At 38.3% G+C, this 22,919-nt stretch carries 21 protein-coding genes and 2 tRNA genes; 18 read left to right on the top strand and 5 right to left on the bottom strand.

Annotated elements, in window-relative coordinates:
• Nucleotides 1-35: 35 nt before the first annotated feature.
• Entirely contained in the window at nucleotides 36-254 is a 219-nt protein-coding gene (gene infA / locus ACWA50_RS00795) for a translation initiation factor IF-1 (RefSeq protein WP_034612205.1), read from the bottom strand.
• A gap of 360 nt (nucleotides 255-614) precedes the next feature.
• On the opposite strand from infA, the gene rffG reads away from it, so the two are divergent.
• The 15 genes from rffG to wbaP all read left to right on the top strand — a co-directional run bounded on the left by rffG (nucleotide 615) and on the right by wbaP (nucleotide 15,476).
• Nucleotides 615-1,679 carry a dTDP-glucose 4,6-dehydratase gene (gene rffG, locus ACWA50_RS00790; RefSeq protein WP_431053435.1) on the top strand — a complete coding sequence of 355 codons (1,065 nt, stop codon included), beginning with the start codon at nucleotides 615-617 and terminating at the stop codon, nucleotides 1,677-1,679.
• A gap of 18 nt (nucleotides 1,680-1,697) precedes the next feature.
• Nucleotides 1,698-1,973 (top strand): hypothetical protein, encoded by a 276-nt coding sequence (locus ACWA50_RS00785; RefSeq protein WP_431053433.1) that lies wholly within the window; start codon nucleotides 1,698-1,700, stop codon nucleotides 1,971-1,973.
• Nucleotides 1,954-2,361, top strand: coding sequence for a type II toxin-antitoxin system VapC family toxin (locus ACWA50_RS00780; protein ID WP_431053431.1), 408 nt, complete (start codon nucleotides 1,954-1,956; stop codon nucleotides 2,359-2,361). Before ACWA50_RS00785 ends, ACWA50_RS00780 begins: the two co-directional genes overlap by 20 nt.
• Before the next feature lie 13 nt (nucleotides 2,362-2,374).
• Nucleotides 2,375-3,247 carry a glucose-1-phosphate thymidylyltransferase RfbA gene (rfbA, locus tag ACWA50_RS00775; protein ID WP_431053429.1) on the top strand — a complete coding sequence of 291 codons (873 nt, stop codon included), beginning with the start codon at nucleotides 2,375-2,377 and terminating at the stop codon, nucleotides 3,245-3,247.
• Nucleotides 3,247-4,122, top strand: a complete 876-nt coding sequence (rfbD, locus tag ACWA50_RS00770; protein WP_431053427.1) for a dTDP-4-dehydrorhamnose reductase — start codon at nucleotides 3,247-3,249, stop codon at nucleotides 4,120-4,122. Before rfbA ends, rfbD begins: the two co-directional genes overlap by 1 nt.
• Nucleotides 4,123-4,141: 19 nt before the next feature.
• Complete coding sequence (locus ACWA50_RS00765; RefSeq protein ID WP_431053425.1) at nucleotides 4,142-4,714, top strand: GTP pyrophosphokinase; 573 nt, start codon at nucleotides 4,142-4,144, stop codon at nucleotides 4,712-4,714.
• Complete coding sequence (gene rfbC / locus ACWA50_RS00760; protein ID WP_431053423.1) at nucleotides 4,711-5,256, top strand: dTDP-4-dehydrorhamnose 3,5-epimerase; 546 nt, start codon at nucleotides 4,711-4,713, stop codon at nucleotides 5,254-5,256. Before ACWA50_RS00765 ends, rfbC begins: the two co-directional genes overlap by 4 nt.
• Nucleotides 5,250-6,041, top strand: coding sequence for an ABC transporter permease (locus tag ACWA50_RS00755; RefSeq protein ID WP_431053421.1), 792 nt, complete (start codon nucleotides 5,250-5,252; stop codon nucleotides 6,039-6,041). Before rfbC ends, ACWA50_RS00755 begins: the two co-directional genes overlap by 7 nt.
• Nucleotides 6,038-6,787 (top strand): ABC transporter ATP-binding protein, encoded by a 750-nt coding sequence (locus ACWA50_RS00750; protein ID WP_431053419.1) that lies wholly within the window; start codon nucleotides 6,038-6,040, stop codon nucleotides 6,785-6,787. The genes ACWA50_RS00755 and ACWA50_RS00750 overlap by 4 nt, the downstream gene beginning before the upstream one ends.
• Before the next feature lie 128 nt (nucleotides 6,788-6,915).
• Nucleotides 6,916-9,114: a glycosyltransferase gene (locus tag ACWA50_RS00745; protein ID WP_431053417.1), complete on the top strand. Its 2,199-nt coding sequence runs from the start codon at nucleotides 6,916-6,918 to the stop codon at nucleotides 9,112-9,114.
• A gap of 8 nt (nucleotides 9,115-9,122) precedes the next feature.
• The gene (locus ACWA50_RS00740; protein ID WP_431053415.1) at nucleotides 9,123-9,587 is read left to right on the top strand and encodes an NAD-dependent epimerase/dehydratase family protein; all 465 of its coding nucleotides are present in this window, start codon (nucleotides 9,123-9,125) and stop codon (nucleotides 9,585-9,587) included.
• A gap of 733 nt (nucleotides 9,588-10,320) precedes the next feature.
• The gene (locus ACWA50_RS00735) at nucleotides 10,321-12,663 is read left to right on the top strand and encodes a glycosyltransferase (RefSeq protein ID WP_431053413.1); all 2,343 of its coding nucleotides are present in this window, start codon (nucleotides 10,321-10,323) and stop codon (nucleotides 12,661-12,663) included.
• Between the two features lie 112 nt (nucleotides 12,664-12,775).
• A complete protein-coding gene (locus ACWA50_RS00730; RefSeq protein WP_449343110.1) occupies nucleotides 12,776-12,907 on the top strand; it encodes a hypothetical protein in 132 nt (43 codons plus the stop codon).
• A gap of 227 nt (nucleotides 12,908-13,134) precedes the next feature.
• Nucleotides 13,135-14,052 carry a glycosyltransferase family 2 protein gene (locus ACWA50_RS00725; protein WP_431053412.1) on the top strand — a complete coding sequence of 306 codons (918 nt, stop codon included), beginning with the start codon at nucleotides 13,135-13,137 and terminating at the stop codon, nucleotides 14,050-14,052.
• A gap of 2 nt (nucleotides 14,053-14,054) precedes the next feature.
• Nucleotides 14,055-15,476 carry an undecaprenyl-phosphate galactose phosphotransferase WbaP gene (gene wbaP / locus ACWA50_RS00720; protein WP_431053410.1) on the top strand — a complete coding sequence of 474 codons (1,422 nt, stop codon included), beginning with the start codon at nucleotides 14,055-14,057 and terminating at the stop codon, nucleotides 15,474-15,476.
• 77 nt (nucleotides 15,477-15,553) lie between these two features.
• On the opposite strand, the gene sodA is transcribed toward wbaP, so the two are convergent.
• Together sodA and ACWA50_RS00710 are read right to left on the bottom strand one after the other, a co-directional pair.
• The gene (sodA, locus tag ACWA50_RS00715; RefSeq protein ID WP_431053408.1) at nucleotides 15,554-16,201 is read right to left on the bottom strand and encodes a superoxide dismutase [Mn]; all 648 of its coding nucleotides are present in this window, start codon (nucleotides 16,199-16,201) and stop codon (nucleotides 15,554-15,556) included.
• A 213-nt stretch (nucleotides 16,202-16,414) separates the two neighbouring features.
• Nucleotides 16,415-18,691, bottom strand: coding sequence for an NADP-dependent malic enzyme (locus ACWA50_RS00710; RefSeq protein WP_431053406.1), 2,277 nt, complete (start codon nucleotides 18,689-18,691; stop codon nucleotides 16,415-16,417).
• A 233-nt stretch (nucleotides 18,692-18,924) separates the two neighbouring features.
• Between ACWA50_RS00710 and rsuA the strand changes: the two genes are divergently transcribed.
• Both rsuA and ACWA50_RS00700 read left to right on the top strand, forming a co-directional pair.
• Nucleotides 18,925-19,641 carry a 16S rRNA pseudouridine(516) synthase RsuA gene (gene rsuA / locus ACWA50_RS00705; protein ID WP_431053404.1) on the top strand — a complete coding sequence of 239 codons (717 nt, stop codon included), beginning with the start codon at nucleotides 18,925-18,927 and terminating at the stop codon, nucleotides 19,639-19,641.
• Between the two features lie 4 nt (nucleotides 19,642-19,645).
• Nucleotides 19,646-20,860 carry a Bcr/CflA family multidrug efflux MFS transporter gene (locus tag ACWA50_RS00700; protein ID WP_431053402.1) on the top strand — a complete coding sequence of 405 codons (1,215 nt, stop codon included), beginning with the start codon at nucleotides 19,646-19,648 and terminating at the stop codon, nucleotides 20,858-20,860.
• A gap of 162 nt (nucleotides 20,861-21,022) precedes the next feature.
• Here ACWA50_RS00700 and ACWA50_RS00695 read toward each other — a convergent pair.
• Both ACWA50_RS00695 and gltX read right to left on the bottom strand, forming a co-directional pair.
• A tRNA-Ala gene (locus tag ACWA50_RS00695) sits at nucleotides 21,023-21,098 on the bottom strand.
• A 122-nt stretch (nucleotides 21,099-21,220) separates the two neighbouring features.
• Entirely contained in the window at nucleotides 21,221-22,666 is a 1,446-nt protein-coding gene (gene gltX, locus ACWA50_RS00690; RefSeq protein ID WP_431054259.1) for a glutamate--tRNA ligase, read from the bottom strand.
• 172 nt (nucleotides 22,667-22,838) lie between these two features.
• On the opposite strand from gltX, the gene ACWA50_RS00685 reads away from it, so the two are divergent.
• Nucleotides 22,839-22,914, top strand: a tRNA-Val gene (locus ACWA50_RS00685).
• Nucleotides 22,915-22,919 lie beyond the last annotated feature (5 nt).

The following is a 22,919-nucleotide window of genomic DNA, read 5'->3' as shown; positions in this document are numbered from 1 at the left end:
AAAGCGGCAGCGCTTTTTCGAGAAAAAGAGAGAGATTAACGGCTACGGAAAATAATGCGCCCTTTACTTAAATCGTAAGGTGTTAATTCCACGGTGACTTTATCGCCGGTTAAAATGCGGATATAGTTTTTACGCATTTTGCCTGAAATATGCGCCGTTACCACATGACCATTTTCCAATTCAACCCGAAACATGGTGTTTGGCAAGGTTTCCAAAATCGTGCCTTGCATCTCAATGCTATCTTCTTTAGCCATTCATTCCTCTGAAATTTTTAATCTTAAATACAGTCGACAGGCAACAACGAATACCGCACTTTTGTCGGTTATTTTAAGTTCGTTGCCGTTACAAAGCGCAGATTATACCCGTATCAACTGCATTCGAAAAGCGTTTATTTTTTATTAAATCACTTAGATAATAATAATTATTATTTGTAAAGTTGTATGGAGTTTTATTTAATAAAAAATGGTTTTTTAAATGAAATTCTTATAGAATAATCTAGACTTGTTCGTGGATAATCTATTAAGATCGCAAGATCGCAAGATCGCAAGATCGCAAGATCGCAAGATCGCAAGATCGTAGATCATTCTCTATTCACATTTTGAAAGCAGGTATTTATGAAAATTCTAGTTACTGGTGGGGCTGGCTTTATCGGTTCTGCTGTGGTGCGTCATATCATTAATCATACCCATGATAGCGTTATCAATGTTGATAAATTAACTTATGCGGGTAATTTAGAATCGTTGGCAAACATTGCTGAAAATCCACGTTATGCCTTTGCACAAGTCGATATTTGTGACAAGACCGCACTTGAGCGCGTTTTCCGGCAGCATCAACCCGATGCGGTGATGCACCTTGCAGCAGAAAGCCACGTTGATCGTTCGATTGACGGTCCCGCCGCTTTCATTGAAACCAATATCGTCGGCACTTATACCTTGCTTGAAGTGGCGAGAGCCTATTGGAGCGGTCTTGATGAAACTCGCAAATCCGCGTTCCGCTTTCATCATATTTCCACCGATGAAGTGTATGGCGATTTAGAAGGCACGGACGATTTATTCACTGAAACAACGCCTTATGCCCCAAGCAGCCCCTATTCCGCTTCCAAAGCCTCAAGCGATCATTTGGTGCGTGCGTGGTTGCGCACTTACGGCTTCCCAACAATTGTGACTAACTGCTCTAACAATTATGGTCCTTTCCATTTTCCTGAAAAACTGATTCCATTGATGATCTTAAATGCGCTCGATGGTAAGCCGCTGCCGGTTTATGGTAATGGCATGCAAATTCGCGATTGGTTGTTTGTGGAAGATCACGCACGTGCACTGTATAAAGTGGTGACAGAGGGCGAGATTGGCGAAACCTACAACATTGGCGGACACAATGAAAAAGCCAATATTGAAGTAGTGAAAACCATTTGTAACTTATTAGAAGAACTTGTGCCTAATAAACCGCAAGGTGTAGCGCAGTATCAAGATTTAATCACCTACGTGACTGACCGCCCTGGACATGATGTGCGCTATGCGATTGACGCAGCCAAAATTGGGCGCGAGCTAGGCTGGCAACCACAGGAAACCTTTGAATCCGGCATTCGTAAAACCGTGGAATGGTATTTGAATAATAAGAAATGGTGGAGCCGAGTGTTAGATGGCTCTTATCAAGGTGAGCGTTTAGGGTTATCATCTTAAATTATTAAGGAGGTACATATGCAACAAATTATTCCGGTTTTAAGAAATGGCAATCAACGTATTATCATCTTGCCGATTGAATATGATGTGGATGAAATGTATTTATATAGTGATCATAAGGGAAGTTTGACACTATCCTCTCAACCTTTTAACCAAGATATTGCTCCATCAAACAATCGTCGAAATTTTGGTTTTATGAAAGGAAAAATTCAGATACCAGATAATTTTGATGAAATTTATTCAGATGAAATTGCTGAAATGTTTGAGGGAAAATATGAAAATTCTACTCGATAGTCATATTTTGATTTGGTATGCGCAAGGAAATATAAAGAAGCTAAAACCTGAAAGTATTGATTTATTAACAGATTTACAAAATGAATTGTATTTCAGTATTGTGAGCATTTGGGAAATTGCGATTAAGTCAAATTTAGATAAACCGCATTTTATTATTAACCCTGAAGAGCTTGTTTTACAATTAAAAGAGAATGGTTTCAAATTGCTACCATTGATTCCTGAACATATTTTTCATTTGAAACAATTGGAATATATTCATCGAGATCCCTTCGATAGAATGTTACTGGCACAGGCAGAGACAGAAAGCTTATATTTTATTACGGCAGATCAGACAATTTTAAAGTATGAAAAATCATTTTTACCTAATGCAAATATTTTAGCAGATTAATTGGGTATTTTATATGAAAGGGATTATTTTAGCCGGCGGTTCCGGCACGCGTTTATATCCGATTACCCGCGGCGTATCGAAACAACTATTGCCGGTTTACGATAAACCGATGATTTATTATCCGCTTTCGGTATTGATGTTAGCGGGTATTCGTGACGTTTTAATCATCACCACCCCGGAAGATAACGACAGTTTCAAACGTTTATTGGGCGACGGTAGTGATTTTGGCATTAATTTGCAATATGCGATTCAAGCCAGTCCCGACGGTTTGGCACAAGCATTTTTAATCGGCGAAGAATTTATAGACGGCGACAGTTGCTGTCTCGTGTTAGGTGATAATATCTTTTTCGGGCAATCATTCACACCGTTATTGCAAAGTGCGGTCGGCAAAGAAACCGGCGCAACCGTGTTTGCTTATCAAGTGAAAGATCCGGAACGTTTTGGCGTGGTCGAATTTGATAATAATTACAAAGCCTTATCAATTGAAGAAAAACCAACGCAACCGAAATCAGACTGGGCGGTGACCGGTTTATATTTTTATGACAACCGCGTGGTGGAATTCGCCAAACAGGTTAAACCTTCTGACCGTGGCGAACTGGAAATCACCTCGATTAATCAAATGTATCTGGAAGACGGCTCGCTCAATGTTCAATTGTTAGGACGTGGTTTTGCCTGGCTCGACACCGGCACGCACGAAAGCCTGCACGAAGCGGCTTCGTTTGTGCGCACGGTGCAACACATTCAAGATTTACAGGTGGCTTGTTTAGAAGAAATCGCATGGCGTAATGGCTGGCTGACCACAGCGCAAATATTGGAGCTAGCCAAACCGCTAAGTAAAAATGAATATGGGCAGTATTTAATTCGCTTAGTCAAGGATGGAAAATAATGGCAAAAATTTTAATCACAGGTAGCCGTGGGCAAGTGGGAAGCCACTTGGTTGAGCAACTCACAGGTAAGGCAGAAATTTTAGCGGTTGATCGTGAAGAATTAGATATTACCGACCGAAGTGCGGTATTCGAAACCGTCAAAACTTTTCAGCCCGATGTGATTATTAATGCCGCAGCACATACCGCGGTTGATCGTGCGGAAAGTGAAATTGAGCTCTCGCAAGCGATTAATGTTAATGGTCCAAAATATCTTGCCGAAGCCGCAAATGCAGTGAATGCCGCAATTTTACATATTTCTACGGATTATGTATTTGATGGGCAGGGCAGTGGTGAGTATCTCGAAACGGATCCCACCGATCCGCAAGGTGTCTACGGTAAAACCAAATTAGAGGGTGAAATTGCCGTTCAACAATACTGTGAAAAATCGATAATTCTACGCACTGCTTGGGTGTTTGGCGAACATGGTAATAACTTTGTGAAAACCATGCTACGCTTGGCAAAAGAGCGCGACACAATAGGTATAGTAGGTGATCAGATTGGCGGACCGACTTATGCCGGTGATATTGCCGCCACAGTGATTACTATAGCTAATAAAATTATTCATGATGAACAAGTAGAGTTCGGTGTTTATCACTATACTGGCAAGCCTTATGTGAGTTGGTTCGAATTTGCGCAAGCCATTTTTGCTGAAGCGGAACAGCAAGGTACTCTGGTGAAAAAACCTGCCTTGAATAGTATTACAACAGCGGATTATCCAACTCCCGCAAAACGCCCGGCAAATTCACGTTTAAATTTAGATAAAATTAACCGTACTTTTGGGATTAAACCAAGCGATTGGCAAAAGGCGTTAAAAAATATTAAAGCGTATGGCTAATTTTACTGGTATCTAAATTATGCTAAAAAAAGTTGAAAGATTAATAGATGAAATAAATAAAGTTCATCTTGCGTTTTCAGAAGATTATTTTGAAACCGAAAAAATTGAAAAGGTAAATTTAAAGCATACTTTTGATAAAGTACCGGTTGAGCATATTTTGGCTTACCGCCTGAATTTACACGAATCAATCAATGATTATCTTTATCGAGCCGATTTATATGATATTGCCTATTTTTATCGGGTAAAAACATCAGAATCTATCTTGGATAAAATTGAACGATTCAAACAACGTAGCGAAGGTTTTCCGGTTAACAGTATTTTGAATGATATTTTTGGCGCAAGAGTTATCGTGGATACTGATGATATAACGAAAATAATGGATAACTTAGATGTTTGGAAAGAAAAATATGGCTTAAAAAATTGGTATTTAAGAGATAAAGAGGAGTATATTGGTATCCATATTTACTTTAAAAATACCAGCAATTTCTATTATCCCTGGGAATTACAAGTTTGGGATAAAAAAGATGCGGAAAGAAATATTCAAAGTCATAGAAAATATAAACGAAATTTTGTGAAGCAAGGATCAAAATGAAAATTATTGAAACCACAATTCCTGATGTCAAACTGCTTGAACCACAAGTTTTTGGTGATGAGCGCGGCTTTTTTATGGAAACTTTTCGCGATGAGTGGTTTAAACAAAACATTTGCGACCGCACTTTTGTTCAAGAAAATCATTCGAAATCAGTAAAAGGTGTGCTGCGTGGTTTACATTACCAAACTGAGAATACGCAGGGTAAATTAGTGCGGGTTATTTTCGGTGAAGTTTTTGATGTTACCGTTGATTTACGTAAAAATTCACCAACGTTTGGCAAATGGATTGGTGAAATTTTATCGGCTGAAAATAAACGCCAACTCTGGGTGCCGGAAGGCTTTGCGCATGGCTTTTATGTGATGAGTGATGAAGCTGATATACATTATAAGTGTACGGATTACTATAACCCAAAAGCCGAATATTCTCTTTTGTGGAATGACCCAACAGTTGGAATTGAATGGCCGTTAGAGGGTGAACCGAGTTTGTCGCGAAAAGATCTTCTAGGTAATGAATTAAGCAAGGCGAAATTATTTTTATGCTAAAAAAATTAATAGATAAATTTAAACGGTTTTATGCTTTTGATGAACTGTTAAAGCAGTTGATCATAAGAGATATTAAACTTAAATATCGTAGAAGTTATTTAGGTTATTTATGGAGTATTCTAAATCCATTAATGTTGATGGTCGTATTAGTTATTGTATTTTCCAACTTATTTCGGTTTGATATTCCTAACTTCCCTGTTTACTTATTGACAGGACAAATATTATTTGGTTTTATGGCAGAGGCAACAAATATCTCTGTTTTATCAATCGTTGGCAATGCTTCATTAATCAAAAAAACATATGTTCCAAAATATATTTTTACAATTTCCAAAGTTGGAAGCTCTTTAGTTAACTTAATTTTTTCACTAGCAGCATTATTACTTGTCATGCTGATTACAGGAACTCCATGGTCTTGGGCTATTTTAGCTATTCCTATAATTTTATTGCAATTATTTATTTTCTGTCTCGGGTTAGGATTATTTCTTGCAGCAATAACAGTTTTTTTTCGAGATATACAGTATTTATGGGGCGTTTTTGTGACCATGTGGATGTATCTAACGCCAATATTTTATCCAATCACAATTATTCCGGAATCTTATAGATTAATATATACAACGATAAATCCAATGTATCAATATATAGAACAGTTTAGAGGTGTTATTTTATATGCAAAAATACCCGATTCTAGTACAATGCTATTAGGTAGTATTTTAGCACTTCTCATCTTATTTTTTGGGGCTTGGTATTTTAATAAACGACAGGATAGTTTTATTTTATATATATGAAAAATAGTGATACTGTTATTAAAGTGTGCAATGCCACAGTTCGCTTTAATAAATCAACAGAAAATTATAGTGGTTTAAAGGATTATGTAATAAAAATGCTAAAAGGGCAATTAATGTTTGAAGAGTTTCTGGCATTAAAAGACATTAATCTCGAAATAAAAAGAGGAGAGTCTTGGGGGCTGTTGGGCGTTAATGGATCGGGAAAATCCACATTGCTAAAATTGATTTGCGGTATTTTAACCCCTTACAAAGGTAGCGTTGAAGTAAATGGTACTATTGCCCCATTAATTGAACTAGGGGCTGGCTTTGATGGGGAGTTGACTGCTAAAGAAAATATCTTTCTAAATGGGGCACTACTGGGGTATAAAAAATCTTTTATGGAAAAGCATTTTGATGAAATTATTGATTTTGCTGAATTAGAAAATTTTATCGATACACCAATAAAAAACTTTTCATCGGGAATGGCATCGCGTTTAGGGTTTGCAATTGCAACAATTGTTAAACCAGATATTCTTATCGTTGATGAAGTATTGGCTGTAGGTGATGCAGCATTCCAAGAAAAATGTAAAATACGAATGAATAATATGTTGTCAGATGGAACAACATTGCTTTTTGTATCTCACTCTATAGAACAAGTAAATGAGTTATGTGAATATTCAGTTTTACTTCAGCATGGATCTATAATTGAGTCTGGAAGAAGTAATTATGTTTCTCAATTGTATAATGATTTAATAAAAATAGTCTAATTGAACTGAACTGAACTGAACTGAACTGAACTGAACTGAACTGAATAATACACGGGATGAAAATACTTTTTTAAAAAATAAAATTGATTTTTTACATAAAGTTATTAAAAGAATTGTTGGAGAATAATATGAAAATTTGGTTTTTAACATCTGAGTTTCCACCAAGTTTTGGTGGTGGTATATCTACTTATATTAAGCAAATTTGTTTAGGGCTATCTCAGCTTGAGCATGAGGTTACTGTAATAACTAGAGGTGACTCAGATGAAGTAGAGAATATTAATTCTAATTATCGTGTGCTTCGTTTTAAACATATGGAGCATCCTATTTACTCAGCTTTGGGATATTGGGCTGCCTTGTCATATCAAATTTCTGATGTTGTTGAAGGATTGATTAAAAAAGAAGGTAAACCAGATTTAATAGAAGTCCAAGAATATAATGCTTTAGGTTATTATCTTTTTCAACGCAGATTTGCCTTAGAGGATTGCTTTCAAAATTTAAAAATAGTTGTTCATATGCATACACCGATATTTGAACTAATGAAAATTAATCAAGAACCTAGATATAAGTTCTCAAATTATTGGATTGGGCAAATGGAAAAGTTTGCTATTAATAGTGCAGATGCGTTATTAACTCAAAGCCAATTTTTAGCCAAGAAAATTCGAGATGAATTAGATATTAAGAATTCGATAGAAATTATTCCATTACCATTTGATGAAATAAGAAGTAGTACTAAAAATATTGAATATGATTTTTTATATATAGGTAGGTTTGAATATAGGAAAGGTGTTGTTCAATTACTTAGTCATATTTCAAAAATGTGGGAAAATAATATAAAATTTAAGCTCTGCATGATTGGTGGAGATACATTCTTTTATCCTAAACAAGTATATTTGAAGAAATACTTACTGGAAAAATATTCTAAATGGATAGAATTGGGTTATTTGGTAGTTAAAGACAATATGCCACCAGAAAATCTACATCATGAAATTAGTCAATTGAATGTTGTTATTATACCATCCCTGTATGAAAACTATCCTTATACTTGTGTCACCTCAATGATGTTAGGGAAGCCTATTTTAGCATCTATAAGTGGTGGGCAAGCTGAAATGGTTGGTAATGATAGGACTGCTGGTTTTATATTTGATTGGGATAAGCAAAATTCTTTCGAAAATGAGTTGCAAAATTTCTTAAATTTAGACTTGAAAACTATTAAAGAGATGGGGGAAGCGGCTAGGAATAGAGTAATGGCATCATCTCTTTTGAGTAATAATTTAGCTGTTCGTATTTCTTTTTATCATAAAGTTATCGATAATGCTACGGAATTAAATTTTCCAGAACCTGAGTATATAAAACGATTAAAGCTTTCGACTCCAGTTTTAAAGAATTCATATAACAATAAGAAAATATCAATAATAATTCCTTACTATAATTTAGGAGAATATATAATTGAAACACTGGAGTCGGCTCTATCTTCTGATTTAGAGGATTTTGAAATTATTATTGTTAATGATGGTTCTACAGATTTAGACTCTTTGCAGAAGCTTGAGGATATTAAAAATAATTTTATTGGATATGATATAAGAGTTATAAATATTCAAAACTCAGGTTTAGCTAATGCTAGAAATGTTGGGGCAGTAAATGCAAAAGGAGAATATATTACATTTTTAGATGCAGATGATCTTGTCTATAAAGATTTCTATTCTAGCGCTATAAAAATACTGGATAGATTTACAAATATTTCATTTGTATACTCTTGGTTAGAGTATTTTGAAAATGGAAAAGGGGTATGGCCAACTTTTAATACAGAGTTGCCATTTATGTGTTGTGCAAACATGTTGTCAGCATTCTGTATTGTTCGTAAGAGTGACTTCTTAGAGTTCGGTCTTAATCATTCAAATATGGAGTATGGTATGGAGGATTATGATTCTTGGCTTGCGATGGTATCAAATGGTTGCATCGGTTTTTCTATCCCTAAAGTGTTGGTTAAGTATAGAGTTAGACATAATTCTATGTCCCGACAATTTAATAAAAATATGATTTTATATCTATATGATATTCTTTCTAAAAATAATAACCGACTCTATAAAGAATATGGTAATGAAATTTATAATCTAATTTCATCTAATGGTCCAGGTTATTTTTGGAATAATCCGACTTATGAATTACCACCTTTAGGAATTGCTAATGATAAACAAGACCTGTCAGGAATACAGTATAGTATACAAAATCTTCGCTATAAAAATGAGCTAATAAGAATTGCAGAAAGTAAAATAGGAAGTTTTTTATTACGAGCACTATTTAAATTAAAAATTAATAAACTGTTCTAAGAGGTGTTATGATTATTGGTAGAGGAATGCTTGCTAAAGCATTTAATAGTTATGTATCTACTGAAGATGTAATTATTTTTGCTAGTGGAGTATCTAATTCTAATGAAGAGAATTCATCATCTTTTACTCGAGAGAGAGAGCTGTTACGTCATACAATCAGAAATAATCCAGCGAGTCTAATTGTTTATTTTAGCACTTGTAGTATTTATGATTCGACACTGCAAAATTCAAAATATGTATTGCATAAATTATTGATGGAGCTCATACTACAAGATGAGTGTGATAGATATTTAATATTTAGATTACCACAAGTTGCAGGGAGGACAAAAAGTCCAACCATTATTAATTTTATTTATAATAAAATTAATAATGGAGAGGAGTTTAGCGTTTTTAGTAAAAGTAAAAGAAACATAATAGATGTTGATGATGTCTTTAAAATCGTTGATTATATTTTAAAAAAAATTTATTTATGAATTTAATAATAAATTTAGCCTCGCCACTATATACAGATATTCTTGAACTAGTATCGATTCTAGAAAGGTCTCTTAACAGAGAGGCATATTATAATATTGAAGATAAAGGTTCAAGCTATTATATTGATATTTCCCAATTAAATGATATTTATAGTACTCTCGGTATAGTTTTTGATGTGGATTATGTGTCCAAAACGATAAATAAATATTTTATTAAGTAAAGCACACTTCTTTTTTATTATTAATATTATTAGTAGGCTGTCATAATATCGATATTGAACAACAAATTATAAATGTTTTGAATCAAGATATTGTGCCGGATAGAATTATTATTTTAGATGATTGCTCATTAGATAATGTTATTTAAATCCTTGATTTGTGAAGGGATTTAAATAATGCAATTATAATTTCTAACTCATTTTAACAAGAATAAAATTAAAGTTGTTAAGAATTAATAGAAAAATTAGTAATATTTTTTCTTCTCAAAGATTAATGGATAATGTTTTTAAATATGATTAGATTATCTATAAAATTGTACCCAAGAAATATGTAACATAAAAAGCACATTATTGAATATTATTATTGATTTTCTTAATCATTAATTATATGGACACTAAAATCTATACACATATAATCAGCGGATTACATTGCTTACTTGATTTCTTCTATACTATAGCAAAAATCAACAAAGCGATAATATGAAAGGAGCTAGAAAGGTTTTTCTGGTTGGCATATGAAAAAAAATACACTCGTTAGTCATAGTGCTAAAAATCATAAAATTAAAATAAGGGCAATTATGTATAATATTGTCTTTTATTTTAAAGCTAGTAAAGCTGAATTGTATTATGGCTTAAAATACAATCAAGTTAAATTTAAACTTAAGGAATTAATATATAAAATTGGATTTTATTTAAAGCACAACCATTCAAAAATATATTATAATTTTTTTTTGCCGTTTAAATCAAGTTTGAAAGGAGTCTATTTTAAATATTTTGAAATTAAAAGTAGGTATATAAGGATAAAAAAAATTAATGAATATTTATTGGTTAATGAGTGGAATTTGAGTGTTAAAAATAATGGCTTAAGCAATACTCTAATTTCAATTATAGTCCCTAACTATAATTATGAGCAATATCTAACAGAAAGGCTTGATTCAATTTATATGCAAACACATAAAAATATTGAAGTCATTTTGTTAGACGCTCATTCTACAGATAACAGTCGTGATATTCTTCTCAAGTATAAGAATAAATATCCAGATATTACTACGACTATCTTTAGTGAGAAGAATGGTGGTGGTGTTTTTCAACAATGGGCTAAAGGATTAGCGCAAGCTAAAGGAAAATATATCTGGATAGCAGAAAGTGATGATTGGTGTGAGAAAGATTTCATTGAAAAACTTATTCCTGCTTTTAGTGATCAAGCTATAATGCTTGCTTTTGCTAAAAGTGATTTTATTCAAAATGGGATAAAAATTAATAGCACTGAACAGTATTTAAATGATATTGAATTGCCATGGTATCGTTCTTTTTCAATAAGTGCAAATGATTTGGTGAAAACTGCATTTTCTATTAAAAATATCATTCCAAATGTTAGCAGTGTCATTTTTAGAAATGTGGGAAAAATATCTGGTGAAATTTTTTCACAGTGGCACAATTTCAAATTGTGTGGTGATTGGTTATTTTATATAGATTTTATTAAGGGGGGGGCTGTTCATTATAGTACGGAGACGAAAAATTATTATAGAGTACATGAAAAAAGTACTTCTTTGAAAGTTCAAGGTTCCGAGCTATATTACGAAGAGCATGAAAAAATAGCGATTTTTTTAGAAAAAAACTATAAAATCCCTAAAAGTAGTCATGAAAAACATTTAAATGAGTTAGAGAAGCATTATGTTTCTTATTGTGGGGGAGATGATATTAAGGATGTATCAAACTGGTTTAATTTAAATAAGATCTATGATAATAAAAATGAAAGGCGACCTAATATCTTAATTTGTATTTTCTGCTTAGATATTGGTGGTGGCGAAACATTTCCTATATTTTTATCAAATGAATTAAAGCGGTTGAACTATCCGGTAACAGTTTTAGATTGCCAATTAAGTCATTCAAACGAGAAAGTAAGAGAGATGTTGGATCCGTCTATTCCTTTAGTTAGATTGTCGAATATGTCAGAGCTAAGAAAAATTATTGATACATTAAGCATAGATATAGTTAGTACTCACCATGGAAGTGTAGATGAGATAATTTCACATTTTGTGGATAAAAAAGATAAAACACCTAAGCATGTGATTACTTTGCATGGAATGTATGAAGCTATTGATAAGAATGATCTCCAGCGCCTCTTGAAAAGAGTCGAACAGAGCTGCTCTTCATTTATATATATAGCAGATAAAAATTTACCTCCTTTTATCGATAATAATTTTCCTAATATGGAAATATTCCATAAAATTGGAAATGGTTTACCTTATTATACTGGTAATAAATTAGATAGAAGTATTTTAGGTATTAGTGAAAATGCATTTATTGCATGCATTGTGAGCCGAGCTATTCCTGAAAAAGGTTGGATTCCTGCTATTGAAGCTGTGACTTTAGCTAGGATTAAGACAGGAAAGGATATACATTTAATATTAGTTGGCAGTGGCGAGGTATATGATAAGTTATTGGGTAAGGTACCTGAGTATATACATTTAGTTGGTTTTCAAAAAAATGTACGAGATTATTTTGCTACTGCAGATATTGGGTTGCTTCCATCAGAATTTCAAGGTGAAAGTTTCCCATTAGTTATTATTGAATGCTTATATTCAGGTAAGCCGATGGTAGCAAGTAATTTAGGAGAATCTAAAAATCAACTGAAAGATGAAGATTCTAATCTAGCTGGTATTATCTTTGATCTAAGAGATGGTAAAGTACAAATAGATGAGTTAGCTGATATAATTTCTGATTTAGTAATGGATAAAGAATTGTATAATAAATTACAAAGTAGAGTATTTTCAGCAAGTAAGAAGTTTTATATAGAGTCTATTGCTAAAGAATATTTAAAAGTATTTGATTACGCATTAAAAGAGAATATATAGATAATTTAATGCTTTTGGGGATTATGAATTAAATAAAATTACTTAGAATACAATAATCAACCTCCTAGAATCAGATGCGGTTGAATTCAAACTCGCCCAAGGCAAAAGTGGTTTGCGTGAGTTACCTATTGACTTTTGGAAAAACTATTCGGCGATGGCAAATACTTATGGTGGGAAGATTATTTTAGGCGTTCATAAAATTTATTGTTACAGGTATCGAGAATATCGAAAAAGTCAAAACTGATCTATCTGATAATGTCACTGATAAAATTACATTGCGCAGGGTTAACTTGTTGAAATTTATAATAGAAGATTCTAGTATTATGATTGCAAGGTTATCATTTTTGCTTGCCGTCGCGGAACGTGCTATTAAACGTGATATTGAAAAACTTAAATCAGAAAAGCGGTTTGAGCGTATGGAAAGTGATATTAATGGGCGATGGCTCATAAAATAATAAGGAATAATCCAACATGATATTGCCAAAAGCCGCTTTAGTTATTCCAACCTATAATGCCGGGAAGCTAGGTGAAAAATGTTTTGCTAAAATTCAGCGGCAAGGTGTTCAGCCTGATGTGTTGGTGATTGATTCAAACTCGGCGGATAACACCGTGGAATTAGCGACAAAGTGCGGTTTTGCAACACATCGTATTTCACAGACGGATTTTAACCATGGTGGAACGCGAAATTTAGCAGTATCATTATTTATTCAAGATTATGATATTGTGATTTTTATGACGCAAGATGCCATTTTAGTGACTGACAATGCGATTGAAAATTTGCTAAAAGCTTTTGATAATCCTAAAGTTGCTGCTGTTTATGGTCGTCAGTTGCCACACGATAATGCTAATCCGTTGGCGGCACACGCGCGTTTATTCAATTATCCTGAACAATCGGTGGAGAAAAGTCAGGAAGATATACCGCACTTAGGCATTAAAACGGCGTTTATCTCGAACTCTTTTGCTGCGTATCGATTATCTGTGTTTAATGAATTAGGCGGTTTTCCTGATAATACCATTTTAGCGGAAGATATGTATTTGGCGGCAAAAATGATTTTGGCTGGTTATAACGTTGTTTATTGTGCTGAAGCAACGGTTCAACATTCCCACAACTATACGCTTTTGCAAGAGTTCCAACGTTATTTTGATATTGGTGTCTTTCAAAAAAATGAAAGTTGGATTCAGAAAAAATTTGGAACGGCAAGTTCTGAGGGTAAAAAATTTGTTCTGTCGGAAATCCGTTATTTATGGAACAATGCCCCTTGGCTATTGCCAAAAGCAGCATTGGCGACCTTGATGAAGTGGCTTGGATTTAAATTGGGATTCGCTTGGCAAAAATTACCATTAGCGTGCTGTAAACAATTGAGTATGTATAAAACGTTTTGGAAATAAAAATGATAAATAACCCCAAATTAGCGCCTAAAATTAATAAACTGGCATTGATCAGTTGTGATTTTATTACATATTTTTTCGCAATTTCAGTGGCTTATTATCTCTCTCCATTGGATGATTTTTCAATGGAGCAATTGGAGTTTAATGGTTCGTTGACGCGCTTGGGGGCTTTCAGTTTAATGGCATTTATTATGGTTGGTTGGCTTTGGGTTATTCACCGTCATTATACTTATCGCAAACCTTTTTGGGATGAACTAAAAGATATTTATTCCACTCTCGCCGTTGTTTTGTTGATTAATCTTGCCCTGTTGGTATTTATTGAAAAATCCCCGTCATTGGATACCTGGTTATATATTTCTGTCATTTTGTTTATTTGTTTTCCGTTCGCTCGTTTTCTTTGTAAAAAAATACTTCGCTATTTAGGCACGTGGGATATGGCTTGTGTGATTATCGGTAATGCGGAGAATGCACGTAATGCTTATAGAGCGATTAGTAGTGAAGTTAGTTTGGGTTATAAAATCAAAGCGTTTATCGATCCTATCGGGCGGATTCCGGTGACGGTAGAAAAAGGCGGTTATATTACAGAGGAACAGTTTTTTTCTCATTTAGAACACTATCAAAAGATTTTTATTGCATTGGAAAATCATCAAAACGACATGATGGAATATTGGATGCGTAAACTCTCGAGAACGGGCTTTCGTAATATTTCGATTGTTCCACCTCTACATGGTATTCCGTTATATGGAGCGGAGGTTTCGCATTTTTTTGGTTATGAAGCGATTGTGTTGCGGATTCATAATAATTTAGCCAAAAGATCTTCACGTATCATAAAAAGGACGTTCGATATTATCGCCTCATTCTTTTTATTATTGATTGCAAGTCCTTTATTTGGTTATTTATTTCTGAAAATTCGACAAGATGGAGGCTGTGCAACCTATAGCCAGATTCGAATTGGACGGAATGGCAAACCTTTTCATTGTTATAAATTTCGTACTATGGTGATGAATTCAAGTGCAATATTACAGGAGCTGTTAGCCAGCGATCAAACGGCACGAGAGGAATGGGCGAAAAGTTTTAAATTAAAAAATGATCCGAGGATCACCAACGTCGGACAGTTCCTGCGGAAAACCAGCTTAGATGAGTTGCCGCAGTTATGGAATGTTTTAAAAGGCGAAATGAGTCTGGTCGGACCTCGCCCCGTGATTCGGCAGGAATTGAAATTTTATAAAGATGATGTGAGCTATTATTATATGGTGCGTCCGGGGATGTCAGGCTTGTGGCAAGTGAGTGGGCGCAGTGATACTGATTATAATACACGTGTATATTTGGATGCTTGGTATGTTAAAAATTGGTCGTTATGGAATGATATTGCCATATTAGCAAAAACAGCCAATGTGGTGGTTCGTGGCAAAGGCGCTTATTGAAATAAAATGAGCTTATTGAATAGAAAATAAAGCAATAAAAAGCACTCAACCGAGTGCTTTTTCGTTAATTAAATTAATTACTTATCTTGGCAACAGCCTTTGCCTGCCAATTTTTTCTCAAAGCGCGCATTGGCTTCGTCCCAGTTGACCACATTCCAGAATGCTTTGATGTAGTCCGGACGGCGGTTTTGGTATTTCAAGTAATAGGCGTGTTCCCACACGTCTAAGCCTAAAACCGGGTAGCCTTCCACACCGGCGATGTCTTTGCCCATTAATGGCGAGTCTTGGTTGGCAGTGGAAACCACGGCTAATTTACCGTCGTTAATTACTAACCACGCCCAGCCTGAGCCGAAACGGGTGGCTGCCGCTTTTTCAAATTCCGCTTGGAAAGCTTCGACGGAGCCGAAATCACGTACGATGGCGTCTTTCAAGGCGCCTTGTAAGGTTGTGCCTAATTTTAAGCCTTTCCAGAACAGAGAATGGTTGGCGTGCCCACCGGCATTGTTACGCAGAGCGGTGCGTTTGTCAGCAGGAATTTTGTCCAAGTTAGCAATCAATTCACCCGGGCATTTGTCTTGCCATTCAGGCAATGTTTCCAATACCGCATTGGCATTGTTCACATAGGCTTGGTGGTGTTTGGAATGGTGAATTTCCATGGTTTGTGCGTCAAAGTGCGGTTCTAATGCGTCGTAGGCATAAGGTAGTTCAGGTAGAGTATAAGCCATTTTCATTTCCTCATCAGTTGAATAAAAAGTAGTTGAATAAAAACTGCCAGTAAAGAAGGCTTTTCGTTAGGAAAAGCGGATTGAATTTCATCACTAGTGTAGCAAATAAATTGATCGAGATCATTAAATGTTTATTTTTTGTGACGGAAGGCTATAAAAAAAGAGCAAGGATTAACCCTGCTCTTTGGTGCTTTATTTATCATTTATTTAGCGTCATTCTTTAGCCGCATTCACTGCTGCTACTGCGACCATATTGATAATCCGGCGGACGGAGGCGACCGGGGTCAGAATATGGGCGGATTGGCGCAAGCCCATTAACATCGGACCGACGGTGATCGCCGTGGTTGCGGAGCGTAGTAAGTTATAGCCGATACGCGCCGCTTCCATATTCGGCATGACCAAGAGGTTGGCTGAGCCTTTAAGCGGGCTGTCCGGCATGATGTTCTGGCGCAGTTTTTCTGAAAGTGCAATATCGGCGTGCATTTCACCGTCAATAATCAAGTTCGGGTCGCGTTGTTTCACCAATTCTAGTACTTTGCGCATTTTGACCGCACTTGGGTGGTCGGAAGCGCCGTAGTTGGAATGGGAGATTAAGGCAACCTTAGGTTCAATCCCGAAACGGCTCACTTCGGCGGCTGCCATTAAAGTGATTTCGGCTAATTCTTCCGCATCCGGATCTTGGTTTACAAATGCGTCAGTCACGAATACGTTTCCGCTCGGCATTACCAGCCCGTTTACGGTGGCGGCGGTTTTCACCCCGTCTTTTAAGCCAATCACATTGCGAATGGCTTTCAGGTGATCGGCATAAGAACCGACCAACCCGCAGATCATGCCGTCGGCGTAGCCTAAACGGACTAACATCGCCGCAATGGTGGTTGGGTTGATACGAATTTCTTGTTTTGCCAATGCCGGGGTAATGCCGCGGCGTTTCATAATGTCATAATAGCCGGTCCAGCAGGTTTCATAGCGATCATCTTTTTCAATATTGATGATTTCGTAATCAACGCCTTCTTCCAAATGCAGTCCCAGTTGTTTGATTCGCTGATGAATCACGTCCGGACGACCGATTAGGATTGGCAATGCGATTTCCAAGGTGGCGATTTCTTGTACCGCATGCAATACGCGCGGTTCTTCGCCGTCTGACATAATGATCCGTTTTTTGTCTAAGCGGGCTTGGGCAAAAATCGGTTTCATGAACAAGTTGGTTTTGTATACGAATTGGGTCAATTTTTCGATATAGACGTTCATATCCTCAATCGGACGCAAGGCAACGCCGGAATCCATTGCCGCTTGTGCCACTGCCGGGGCGATTTTGATGATCAAGCGCGGATCGAACGGTTTTGGAATCAGGTATTCAGCACCAAATGCCACTTCTTGCTCGCCGTAAGCCGAGGTGACCACTTCGTTTTGTTCGGCGTGTGCCAATTCGGCAATCGCATGCACCGCAGCCAGTTTCATCTCTTCGTTAATGGTGGTTGCGCCCACGTCCAATGCGCCACGGAAAATAAACGGGAAGCAGAGTACGTTATTCACCTGATTCGGGAAGTCGGAGCGACCGGTGCAGACAATCGCGTCGGGACGTACTGCTTTGGCGACTGGTGGCAAAATTTCCGGATCGGGGTTTGCCAACGCTAAAATAATCGGGCTTGGTCCCATGCTTTTCACCATTTCTTGTGTCAAAGCACCGGCGGCGGAGCAGCCCAAGAAAATATCCGCGTTTGGAATCGCATCGGCAAGTGAGCGTGTGCCGTTATCGTCAATCGCATAGAATTGTTTGGTTTCGTCCATACGCTCGGCGTCTTCACGTTGTTTATAGATGACGCCTTTGGAATCGCACACGGTGATATGGTTTTTCTCCATGCCTAATGCACGCAGTAAATTCAAGCAGGCAATCGCGGAAGCACCGGCACCGGAAACCACCAGTTTGACGTTTTTGATGTCTTTATTGACCACGCGCAAGCCATTTATCACCGCCGCCGCACAGATAATCGCGGTGCCGTGTTGATCGTCGTGGAACACCGGAATTTGCATACGCTCACGCAATTTTTTCTCGATATAGAAACATTCCGGGGCTTTGATGTCTTCCAGATTGATCCCGCCGAAAGTCGGTTCCAATGAGGCGATGATATCCACGATTTTATCCGGATCGCGTTCGTCGATTTCAATATCGAATACATCGACTCCGGCGAATTTTTTAAACAACACGCCTTTGCCTTCCATCACCGGTTTACCGGCAAGAGCGCCGATATTGCCTAAACCTAACACCGCCGTCCCGTTGGAAATTACACCGACTAAATTGCCGCGCGCCGTGTATTTATAGGCGGCTAACGGATCCTGCTGAATTTCAAGACATGGAATGGCAACGCCCGGCGAGTAGGCTAATGCCAGATCGCGTTGGGTAGCAAGGGATTTGGTCGGGGTAACTTCAATTTTTCCCGGCACCGGAAATTCATGAAAGTCCAGAGCGGCTTGGCGGAGTTGTTTATCCATTCTTAGTGTCCTCAATAGAGATGGGTGAAAATACTTGATAATTTGCTAAAAGGTTATCAAACATTGAAAGATGTGTGAAATTATACGCTTTATTTTACTAAAGTTAAAAACCCATAAAGGAGTATGTGATACAGCCCACAGAATTTTTTTTATTTTGAAATTTAATCCGCTCTGTATCTTTAGCAGCAAACGGGTACAATAAACAATTTATTGGTAAAAAAGGTTTTTTATTGGTGCGTTTAGATAAGTTTTTAGCAGAGCAGACCGGCTTGAGCCGTTCACAAGTGACGAAAATGCTGCGCAGCGGTTCGGTTGAACGGAATCAAACGGTGGTAAAGTCGGGAGCAACCCAAATTTCCGTCAGCGATCAGATTCTGTTGGACGGCGAGTTACTGCAATGGTTGGAAAGCGGGCAATACCTGATGTTATATAAGCCGCAGGGTTATATTTGTTCCCATGACGACGGCGAATACCCGACGGTGTATCATTTTTTTGATTATCCGTTACGCAACAAACTGCATTCGGTCGGGCGTTTGGATGTGGATACCACCGGTTTGGTGCTGTTGACCGATGACGGACAATGGTCGCACCGGATCACCTCACCGAAATTCTATTGTGAAAAAACCTATTTGGTGACGCTTGCCGATCCGATTGAAAACCACTACCAAAGTGCGGTTGAGCAAGGGATTTTGTTGCGCGGTGAAAAATCACCGACCAAACCGGCAAAATTGGAAATCCTTGATGATTACAACCTTAATTTGACCATCAGCGAAGGGCGTTATCATCAGGTGAAACGGATGTTTGCCGCGCTCGGCAACAAAGTGGCTGCCTTACACCGTTGGCGGATTGGCAATGTGGTGTTGGATGAGAAGTTAGACGAGGGCGAATACCGCACTTTGACTCAAAATGAAATTGACGGATTGCGCGAACGCCCGTCGGAAAATGGATAGATTTATGCTACACACAGAAAAAATCAGACAAATAAAGAAAAGCCCTGTATTTGTCTTAATTTTAGGGATTTTGGCGATGTTGCCGCCGTTGGCGATTGATATGTACTTGCCTTCGTTTTTAGATATTGCCCGTGATCTCAAGGTTAACTCGGAAAAAGTCCAGAATACGTTGGCTTTATTTACGCTCGGTTTTGCCATCGGGCAATTGCTGTGGGGGCCGGTTGCCGATAGTTTTGGGCGCAAGTTGCCGATTTTGATCGGTACGCTGGTGTTTGCCGCCACCGCACTTTTCTTGACGCAGGTCGAGAATATCGAAAACTTCTTGCTACTCCGCTTTATTCAAGGCTTTTTCGGATCGGCTTCGGCGGTGGTCTTAGGCGCCCTGCTACGTGATTTGTTCTCGAAAAATTACTTTTCGAAAATGATGTCGATGATCATGCTGGTGTCGATGATTGCGCCATTGCTGGCGCCGTTTATCGGCGGTAATCTGGCGAAATTTTTCCACTGGCACTCGATATTCTATGTACTGACTTTTTTTGGCATTTTGAGTTGTGTTTTAGTGTTGTGGAAAATTCCGGAATCGCAACCGATAGAAAAACGTGTGCCGTTCAGCTTGAAAACGGTGTTGCGCAATTTTGCCTTATTAATTCGCGAAAAAGCCGTGGTCGGCTATGTCTTGGCGGGGGCGTTTTCTTTTGCCGGCATGTTCTCGTTTCTGACCTCCGGCTCGATCGTGTATATTGATATCTATCAGATTGCGCCGGAAAATTTCGGTTATTTCTTCATTATGAATATGTCGGTAATGATCCTATTTACCTCGATCAACGGGCGCATGGTAGTGAAAGTCGGGGCGGAAAAAATGCTGCGTTTCGGTTTGACCATGCAATTTTTAGCGGGCTGTTGGTTGTTGCTGGTGGCGGTGTTTGATCTCGGTTTCTGGCCGATGGCGTTGGGCATTGCGGCTTTTGTCGGTATGCTGTCGATTATCGGCTCTAATGCGATGGCCTCGATTCTGGATCGCTTTCCTCAGGTTGCCGGCACCGCAAATTCCTTAGCCGGCACGATTCGTTTTGGCACCGGGGCGATTGTCGGTTTCTTAATTTCACTGGTTCCGGTCACAAGTGCGGTACCGATGTTGTTGTCGATGTTTTTATGTACCCTGATTTCGGTGCTGAGCTACTATTTTCTGACCTATCGCGGATTGTCGAACACAGAATAAAATCCAAGTTGAATTAAACAAAGAAGGGCTGAACGCCGGATTAAGCGGTGTTCGGCTTTTTTATGCGCAATAGATGATAGAAACGGTTAGGCAGAAAAATTTAATAGGATTATCGTGAGCTTAAGGATTTTTATCATCAGAGGTGCTGAATAAAACAATATTTGGTGGAGATAGACGGGATCGAACCGACGACCTCTTGCATGCCATGCAAGCGCTCTCCCAACTGAGCTATATCCCCATATCAGAATGGATTTGATGAGCTGTTCATCAAAGTGCGGCTATATTAATAACCGCACTTGAATCTGTCAATCTGATTTATTGGCTTTATGGTTTAAATGCCTAAAATTAAATCAGTCGTGCTTAAGCCGCGTGAATATTTTGGATAAATTCAATCGCTTTTTGAATCCGCGCCAAGCTGCGTTCCCTGCCGATCCCGACAAGGGTGACGTCCAACGACGGCGATTGTCCGCTGCCGGTGACGGCAACGCGCAACGGCATACCGACTTTGCCCATGCCCAATTCGAGTTCGGCGGCGGTTTGCTCAATTGCGTGATGAATATCCGCCGCATTCCAGTCGCGAAGTGCGGTGAGTTTTTGCAATACTAAACTTAACGGCTCAACTGTTGTCGCTTTGAAATGTTTCTTGACCGCACTTTCATCAAATTGGCTAAAATCTTCGAAGAAATAACGGCTTGCCGCCGCCATTTCTTTTAAGGTTTTGCAACGCTCGCCAAGCATTTCGACCACGTTTGCCAAACTCGGACCATTGCTGGTGTCAATTTGCTGATCCTGCATATGCCATGCTAAGTAACCGGCGACTTTTTCCGCCGGTAATTCGCGGATATAGTGGTGGTTCAACCATAACAATTTATCGTGGTTAAACGAGCTTGCCGAGCGACTGACGGAAGTCAGGTTAAATAACGCCACCATTTCTTCACGGCTAAACACTTCCTGATCACCGTGTCCCCAACCCAAACGCACCAGGTAGTTGTTTAGCGCTTCCGGCAGATAGCCGTTGTCGCGGTATTCCATCACGCTGACTGCGCCGTGACGTTTGGAGAGTTTTTGCCCGTCCTCGCCTAAAATCATGGAAACGTGGGCATACACCGGCACAGGTGCGCCTAAGGCTTTGAGGATATTGATTTGACGCGGGGTGTTGTTGATATGATCTTCACCGCGTACTACGTGGGTGATACCCATATCCCAATCGTCCACCACCACACAGAAATTGTAGGTCGGCGCCCCGTCGGTGCGGCGGATAATCAGATCGTCCAATTCCTGATTGCTGATTTCAATTTTGCCGCGAATCGCGTCATCAAAGATAACCGAACCTTCGGTCGGATTTTTAAAGCGTACTACATGCGGTTCATCGGCGTGATGGTTGTGATCGTGCAAGCAATGGCGGTCATAGCGCGGTTTTTCTTTATTTTGTTCTTGCTGTTCGCGCAACGTTTCCAACCGCGCTTTGCTGCAATAGCAACGGTATGCCAAGCCTTGTTCCAACATTTGGTCGATCACTTGGTTATAACGGTCAAAACGTTGGGTTTGGTAATAAGGCCCGTGTTCCCAATGCATATCCAACCATTCCATCGCTTCCAGAATCGCATCGGTGGCGGCTTGGGTGGAACGTTCCAAATCGGTGTCTTCAATCCGTAATACAAATTCGCCTTGGTTGTGGCGGGCATACAACCAAGAGTAAAGTGCGGTGCGCGCGCCGCCGACGTGCAAAAAGCCGGTCGGACTCGGGGCGAAACGGGTTCTGACGTTGACATCGGGATTAAAATCGAAAAGCGGTTGAATATTCATCATTGACCTTATAGCTGGCTAAAAAACAATGGCGGTTATTGTAGCGGTCAAGTGGGCGTATGGGTAGATCAAATTGCATTGATATGTTTATTTTTACGACAATTAACGCGAAAAAAGGAAAAAATCATTGACTGAAAGCCAACACCAATTATAATGCTCGCTCACAACAAACGGGCGATTAGCTCAGTTGGGAGAGCACCTCCCTTACAAGGAGGGGGTCACTGGTTCGAGACCGGTATCGCCCACCACTTTT

The organism is Testudinibacter sp. P17/SS/0325 (genome assembly GCF_053570765.1).
This window is presented reverse-complemented; position numbering and strand designations above follow the sequence as displayed.